The following is a 6,909-nucleotide window of genomic DNA, read 5'->3' on the forward strand; positions in this document are numbered from 1 at the left end:
ATTAAGGAAGGCAACATGGCGAAGTTCAGAAAATTATTCACCCCGTTTAACATTAAAAACTTAGCATTGAAAAACCGTGTGGTTATGCCACCAATGTGTCAATATTCGGCAACCAACGGCGTACCGAACGATTGGCATTTCGTGCATTACACCAGCCGTGCAGTAGGTGGTGTCGGCTTGAGTATTGTGGAGATGACCAATGTGGCGCCAAACGGCAGAATTACGCCAAACTGCTTAGGCTTATGGAACGATGAACAACAACAGGCATTCAAAAAACTGGTAGACAGCGTTCATGCTCAAGGGGCAAAAATCGGTGTGCAAATCGCCCATGCCGGACGCAAAACCCAAGACGAGCCGGATGCAGTGGCTCCAAGTGCAATTCACTACGGTGAGTTGGATTATGCCGGACAAAATCTGATTACACCTCGCGAGCTGACGACAGACGAAGTCAAAGCATTGGTTCAAGCCTTTAAGGATTCGGTCAAACGTGCCGTTGAGGCAGGCTTTGATACAATTGAAATCCACGGCGCACACGGTTATCTAATTCACCAATTCTATTCGCCGAAATCCAATCAGCGCAGTGATGAGTACGGCCAAGACAAAATGTTGTTTGGCGAGCAAGTGATTCAGGCAGCACGTGAAGTGATGCCGTCTGAAATGCCGTTAATTGTCCGCATTTCTGCACAAGAATACGGAGAAAACGGCTTTGGCTTGGATTATGGTTTGCAGGTAGCGAAACGTTTTGCCGATGCAGGCGCAGATGTCTTAGACATCAGCGGTGGTGGTGATGGTGTATTGCATGCAGGTAATCACCCCGAATTTTACGCAGGTTACCAAGTAGACTTTGCCCGTCAAGTGAAGCTCGCTACGGGCAAACCGGTAATTGCAGTAGGTATGTTGGATAATCCGGCGGTAGGCGATCATATCTTAGGTATGGGCGATGCGGATTTAGTGGCTGTGGGAAGAGCCTTATTGCGCGATCCGTACTGGGTATTGAATGCGCAATATGACCAAAATGCAGCAGACAGCAGTGAAATGCAGTTTGTACCGAAGCAATATGAACGCGGATTATTTATGTAAACAACCAACGTTAAAGACCGTCTGAACATTCAGAGGGTCTGTTTTTTCTCATCACGTCAACTTATACCTAAATATCAAAATTATCAATTATTAAAAATAACTTAAATCTTTTATACTTATCCGTCTTTCATCTAGTCTTTTCAGACCGTCTGAAAAGACTGTTTTGCATTTTTAGGAGTGTTCCATGCAATTTTTCAACAAAGAAGACGTAATCAATGCCTTTCATTACCGTGCATCTACCCGTTCTTACGACGGCAGCAGAAAAATTCCGGCTGAAGATTTCAACTATATTCTGGAACTCGGTCGTTTAAGTCCAAGTTCGGTAGGCTCAGAGCCTTGGCAGTTTTTAGTGTTGCAAAACCCTGAATTACGGCAAAAAATCAAACCTTACTGCTGGGGCATTCCAACTATGGAAACCTCAAGCCATATCGTGGTGATTTTAGCGAAGAAAAATGCCCGTTACGACAGCCAATATTTTTCTGAAATTATGGATAGACGAGGTTTGCAAGGCGAAGCGCGCGAAAAAGCCATGGCCGTGTATAAAAAATTCCAAGAGAAAGATATCGGCATTTTAGACAGCGAACGCAGCCTGTTTGACTGGGCAAGCAAACAAACCTACATCGCATTGGGCAATATGATGACCGGTGCAGCTTTAATTGGCGTAGATTCTTGTCCGATAGAAGGTTTCGCTTACCAAGAAGTCAACGATATTTTGGCAGCGGAAGGATTATTTGACCCAAGCGAATGGGACGTATCGGTGATGTGTACCTTCGGTTACCGTGATAAAGAAATCCGCCAAAAAGCACGTAAAGATTTCGAAACCGTGGTGAAATTCATCGAATAAACCGGCTAGGCAAAACGGCTATTCAACATCAGGTAAACGCCGATACCAAGCCTTAAGGCCGTCTGAATCCGCATTCAGACGGCATTTCTTTTCAACCACCACTCATTTTGAGGCGGCAACACAACCCAGTTAGTCATGACATTTATTATCGGTATTTTAGCCGGCGTGCTGATTGCATTTCAATCAGCCATCAACGCCCGTTTGCGTATGCACGTGGGTGCGGCATTTTTAACCTCGTTTGTCTCTTTCAGCGTAGGCCTCCTGTTTCTACTCGGACTCTCGCTCATCATGCAACAAACACCAGCATTTAGCCTCGACAATTTAGGCAACGTCCCCTTATGGGCATGGACGGGCGGATTACTCGGCATGGTGGGGCTAACGGCAAACGTACTGATCTTCCCCAAGCTCGGCGGCGTACAAACTGCGGTCATGCCGATTTTAGGCCAAGTGCTGATGGGCGTGCTGATCGACACTTTCGCTTGGCTTAACTCGCCTTACATAGCCTTCACGGCCAGCCGCCTGTTTGGCATTGGTTTAGTCTTATTCGGCGTATGGATTGCCGTGGTACTGCCCCATCTGTCCGGTCTAAAACGCAAAGAAAACGCAAATTTATGGCTGTGGCGCGCAGTCGGCATATTAGGCGGAACCACATTAGCAACCCAAGCCGCCGTTAATGGCGAATTCGGCAGACAGCTCGGCTCATCACTCGGCGCAGCAACAGTCTCCTTCGGTGTCGGTGCCATCGGCTTATTACTGGTAGTGCTGTTTTATGAAAAAAGCCTGCCGAAACTCTGCCAGCCAACCGAAGGCAAACCGTTTTGGATATGGAGCGGCAGCATACTGGGCAGCCTGTTTATCCTCGCTGGCGTTTGGCTCGTCCCCCAAATCGGCACAGGCTCGGTGGTGATGCTCGTCCTCTCTGGCCTGATTTGCGGCAGCCTGCTGGTAGATAAATTCGGTCTGTTCGGCATTACACAAAAACCCATTCTACCGCTGCAGATCATCGGCGTTACCTTACTCTTAGCCGGCGTCGCATTTATCCGCTTACTGTAGCCAAGCTGACACCTCTTGCAAAATAACCCAAAAAAACCACCGCTTGTGATCGGCAAGCGGTGGTTTTCTTTTTAAAATTTGCAAAACAACTTTTCAGACATTGTGAAAATGTATTTATGTAAATTTAGCAAAAGTGTTTTGCGATTGATGTGATTTTTAAAATAAATTCATTGCATTAAAATACGCCCATTATTTTCACAAAAGGTCAAAACAATGAGCAAACAAATCCAATTTACCAAAACAGGTTCGCCTGATGTCTTGCAAATCGTTGATGTACAAATCCCCGCCCCCAAAGCGTTTGAGGTACAAATCCAAATCCAAGCCATTGGCTTAAACCGTGCCGAAATGATGTACCGTGAAGGGGCGTATGTGATTGACCCTGTATTCCCTGCGACTTTGGGTTATGAAGGGGCAGGCGTGGTCGTGGCGATTGGCGAGGGTGTGAACGAGCTTGCCATTGGCGATAAGGTCAGCATTATTCCATCTTTTATGTTTACCGAATACGGCACTTATGGCGAAATCGTCAATATGCCCAAACACGCCGTCGTTTAAGCACCCTGATAATTTATCAATGGAACAAGCGTCCGCCAGTTGGATGGCATTTGTTACCGCTTATGGCGGACTGATTGAGTTTGACAAAGTACAAAAAGGCGATGTACTTTTGGAAAAAGGAGCGGATTTTGTGATTGCCACAAGCGAAGACGATGTAACCGCCAAACTTTTTGAAATCACCAATGGCAAAGGCGTCAATGTGGTATTTGACCCTGTGGGCGGAAAAGAGGCGGCAAAAATCATCAATGCAATGGCACAAGATGGTCGTTACATCATTTATGGAGCGTTAAGCCATGATGATATTGCTGTGCCAGTGTTCCCGATTTTGGGTAAGCATTTGACCGTGCGGGGGTATGAACTCTTTGAAATTACCACCGTACCTGAAAAATTGGCACAAGCCAAAACCTTTGTCTATGACGGTTTGGCAAGCGGTCAGTTACGCCCTGAAATTGACAAAATCTTTGCCTTTGATGAAATGGTTAAAGCTCACGAATATATGGCAAGCAATCAGCAGATTGGTAAGATTGTGGTTAAGGTTTGATGATTTGAAAGCACCGCTTTTGTGATGAAAGCGGTGTTTTTTATGGAAAATTTTACCAGTTATTTCTAAACACTTTTCAACACCTGCACCATTTCTATCCACGCCTCAAACACCTGTGGAATGGGCAAAAGTTTGCCTTGTTCAAAATAATATTTATGGCTTTCAAGGGCGATGGTGGCAAAAATATGGGCTTGATAATCCCAATTTTTCTCAGCCCAATTTTTCTCAGCCCAGTTTTTATCAGCCCAATTTTTATCATCTGATGTTATCCGTTTGGCGTGGGCGATAAAGGCGTTTTTTAACAGCGTGTGCATATCGTCATACAAATGATGGCGTGGGGTTTTGATTTGCCAAAGTGCCAAAATCAGCCGTCTTTTTTCCAATAAGCGGTTGCCAATGGTTTGCATAAATCGCAGTAAATCATCGCTTTCAAAACGCTTTTTGAGCAGGTCTTGATATTCCGCCTTCACCTCTTTTATCAATTTGCCGACCAAATCGCTTTTGCCCGAATAATAACGGTAAAAAGTGGTGCGGTTAATCAAGGCTTTTTCAATGATTTCTTGGACTTGCACTTTTTCAAACGGCTTTTCATCCAATAACTCAATCAAAGCGTTTTGGATTGCCAGATGGGTTTTGATTACTCTTAAATCGTTCATCTTTTTTCAAAATAAGCATACATTTTTATAATTTTATCTGCATATCCTGCTAAATACGAGCTTTTTAATGTTTGTGAAAAGTGACCGCACTTTCTACAATATGCCCACGATTTTTTAATGAGAACACAAAATGATTAAAGTACATTGTCTGACAACAGGTTGGGTACAAATCAAAATTCATCATCAAGTGGCACGCTTTTTTGCCCATCCTGCTCGTGTGCTTGATGTGCTGACCGATAAAAAATGGTCGCCCAAACTGCCGATTGGCTGTTGGCTGATTGAACACGATGACGGTTTGATTTTGGTGGATACAGGCGAAAGTTCTTCCGCCAACGACAAGGGTTATCAACCGTGGTGGCATCCATTTATGCAGTTTTGCGAACGGCGTGGGGTCAAAAAACACGAAGAAGTGGGCGAAATTTTAAAGGCAAACGGCTTTGACCCTTTACGCATTGACACGGTGGTAATGACCCATATGCACGGCGACCACGCAGGCGGATTGCCCAATTTCCCAAACAGCCGATTTGTGATGAGTGAGACTGAAAAACAGGCAATCAACGCCCCAAATGCGGTGATGAACGGTTATTTGACAATGCACTATCCTGATTGGTTTAATCCTTGCGGTATCGCCTTTAATGATGGGGCGTTTGAAAGTTTTGAACAAAGTCATAAACTCACCAAAGACGGCAAAATCCGCCTTGTGCCAACCGCAGGACATACGCTGGGGCATTTGGCGGTGGTGGTGGATATGGGCGAGTATGATATTTTGATTGGCGGAGATGCCTCTTACTCTGAACAAGATATGCTTGCTGGCAACATTGACGGCGTGTGCGTTGACGGACATCTGCACCAACAAAGCACCGCCAAAATGCGTCAGCTTTGCCAAAGAAAACCGACCATTACCCAATTTGCTCACGATGAAAAGAGTGAATATCGCCTGAAAAATAAGGTGTTTACGGTGGTAAAAAATTAAGGGGGAATGACCGCTTGTTGAAAGGCAAGCGGTCATTTTTATTAAAAATTTTGCAAATTTTCAGTCAGCTTGAAAGCGTCTATTTATGCCAATTTAGCAAAACACTTTCTCAATTTATCCCATTTTAAGCAAACTCAAAAGCCCTTAAAATACCTTATCTTAAATAAGACAGGTACGCCAAAATGAACACGCTTTCCCCCATTTTCTCCCAAGTTTTTGGGCAAAATCAATTAACACTGGGCTTAATTGCCCCCTTTATGGGCTATCAAAATCACATTCCAGACAATTTGACCACCATTGCCGACAATGCACGGCTGGCTGAAAACTTGGGCTTTTCAGCATTGTGGGTACGAGATGTGCCGTTTTATGACCCTCATTTTGGCGATGTGGGGCAAGGGCTTGACCCGATGGTTACACTTGGTTTTTTGTCCGCCCACACCCAAAACATCGCCCTTGGTACGGCAGGGCTGATTGCCCCTTTGCGTAGTCCCATTCACATTGCCAAAATGGCGACAAGTGTGGATAGTTTGAGTCATGGACGGTTTTTATTGGGCTTATCCTCTGGCGATAGACCTGTGGAATACCCTGCATTTGGGGCGGATTTTGCCTCTCGTAGCGAGCGTTTTCGTGAAAGCATTGATTTGATTAACACCTTAACCGAGCAGGATTTTCCCCATTTCAAAGGCAAACATTATGCCGATTTAACAGACAATTTGGATTTGCTCCCCAAACCCAAACACCGCTTGCCCATTGTGGCGATTGGACGAGCAAGGCAAGAAATGGACTGGCTTGCTAATGTACCTGATGCGTGGATTTGGCACGGTGTGAATCCTGCCGACACCGCAAACATCATCAACACCCTTGCCGATTTACGCCAAAAAGACACCCCCACAGCATTTGGCTATGCTCAATTTGTGGAAGTTTTGGACGACAAAAACGCCAAAGCACAGTTATTTAACAACATTTATCTGCGTGGTGGTGCAAAAGGCTTGGCAGACTTTTGGGCAAAAGAACAAGAAAAAGGCGTGAAACATTTGGCACTCAATTTAAAACCCACTCAGCGTCCTGCTGATGAAGTGCTTACAGAATTGGCAGAGTATGCTTTGACACAATTTTGTGTAGAAGATCAGACTTGATCTGACAATTCACTCTAAAAAGTGAGAGTTTCCCGTTTAGAATATGAGTGTCAAAAATCAATCTAAACAAAAAG

Annotated in this window: 6 protein-coding genes and 1 pseudogene; 6 read left to right on the forward strand and 1 reads right to left on the reverse strand. The window is 44.8% G+C overall.

Going from position 1 to position 6,909, the window contains the following annotated elements:
* Window positions 1-15: 15 nt before the first annotated feature.
* The 4 genes and pseudogenes from EDC41_RS10760 (at window position 16) to EDC41_RS14040 (ending at window position 4,070) form a co-directional block, all read left to right on the forward strand.
* Window positions 16-1,080, forward strand: coding sequence for an NADH:flavin oxidoreductase/NADH oxidase (locus tag EDC41_RS10760; RefSeq protein ID WP_020824276.1), 1,065 nt, complete (start codon window positions 16-18; stop codon window positions 1,078-1,080).
* Window positions 1,081-1,264: 184 nt separating this feature from the next.
* Entirely contained in the window at window positions 1,265-1,924 is a 660-nt protein-coding gene (locus EDC41_RS10765) for an NAD(P)H-dependent oxidoreductase (protein WP_006252243.1), read from the forward strand.
* A 135-nt stretch (window positions 1,925-2,059) separates the two neighbouring features.
* The gene (locus tag EDC41_RS10770) at window positions 2,060-2,977 is read left to right on the forward strand and encodes a DMT family transporter (protein ID WP_006252244.1); all 918 of its coding nucleotides are present in this window, start codon (window positions 2,060-2,062) and stop codon (window positions 2,975-2,977) included.
* Window positions 2,978-3,190: 213 nt separating this feature from the next.
* A pseudogene (locus tag EDC41_RS14040) lies at window positions 3,191-4,070 on the forward strand (zinc-dependent alcohol dehydrogenase family protein).
* Window positions 4,071-4,135: 65 nt separating this feature from the next.
* Here the strand turns inward: EDC41_RS14040 and EDC41_RS10780 are convergent.
* Window positions 4,136-4,726, reverse strand: a complete 591-nt coding sequence (locus tag EDC41_RS10780) for a TetR/AcrR family transcriptional regulator (RefSeq protein WP_006252246.1) — start codon at window positions 4,724-4,726, stop codon at window positions 4,136-4,138.
* 130 nt (window positions 4,727-4,856) lie between these two features.
* Between EDC41_RS10780 and EDC41_RS10785 the strand changes: the two genes are divergently transcribed.
* Both EDC41_RS10785 and EDC41_RS10790 read left to right on the forward strand, forming a co-directional pair.
* Window positions 4,857-5,699 carry an N-acyl homoserine lactonase family protein gene (locus EDC41_RS10785; RefSeq protein WP_006252247.1) on the forward strand — a complete coding sequence of 281 codons (843 nt, stop codon included), beginning with the start codon at window positions 4,857-4,859 and terminating at the stop codon, window positions 5,697-5,699.
* Between the two features lie 182 nt (window positions 5,700-5,881).
* Window positions 5,882-6,835 carry a TIGR03571 family LLM class oxidoreductase gene (locus EDC41_RS10790; RefSeq protein WP_020824277.1) on the forward strand — a complete coding sequence of 318 codons (954 nt, stop codon included), beginning with the start codon at window positions 5,882-5,884 and terminating at the stop codon, window positions 6,833-6,835.
* Window positions 6,836-6,909 lie beyond the last annotated feature (74 nt).

The sequence above is a fragment of the Mannheimia haemolytica genome (genome assembly GCF_004342115.1).
GTDB lineage: Bacteria > Pseudomonadota > Gammaproteobacteria > Enterobacterales > Pasteurellaceae > Mannheimia > Mannheimia haemolytica.

What these genes read in the sequence shown, in the direction of transcription:
- EDC41_RS10760 (WP_020824276.1), top strand. Translation starts at nt 16, where the DNA reads ATGGCGAAGTTCAGAAAATTATTCACCCCGTTTAACATTAAAAACTTA.
- EDC41_RS10765 (WP_006252243.1), top strand. Translation starts at nt 1,265, where the DNA reads ATGCAATTTTTCAACAAAGAAGACGTAATCAATGCCTTTCATTACCGT.
- EDC41_RS10770 (WP_006252244.1), top strand. Translation starts at nt 2,060, where the DNA reads ATGACATTTATTATCGGTATTTTAGCCGGCGTGCTGATTGCATTTCAA.
- EDC41_RS10780 (WP_006252246.1), bottom strand. Translation starts at nt 4,726, where the DNA reads ATGAACGATTTAAGAGTAATCAAAACCCATCTGGCAATCCAAAACGCT.
- EDC41_RS10785 (WP_006252247.1), top strand. Translation starts at nt 4,857, where the DNA reads ATGATTAAAGTACATTGTCTGACAACAGGTTGGGTACAAATCAAAATT.
- EDC41_RS10790 (WP_020824277.1), top strand. Translation starts at nt 5,882, where the DNA reads ATGAACACGCTTTCCCCCATTTTCTCCCAAGTTTTTGGGCAAAATCAA.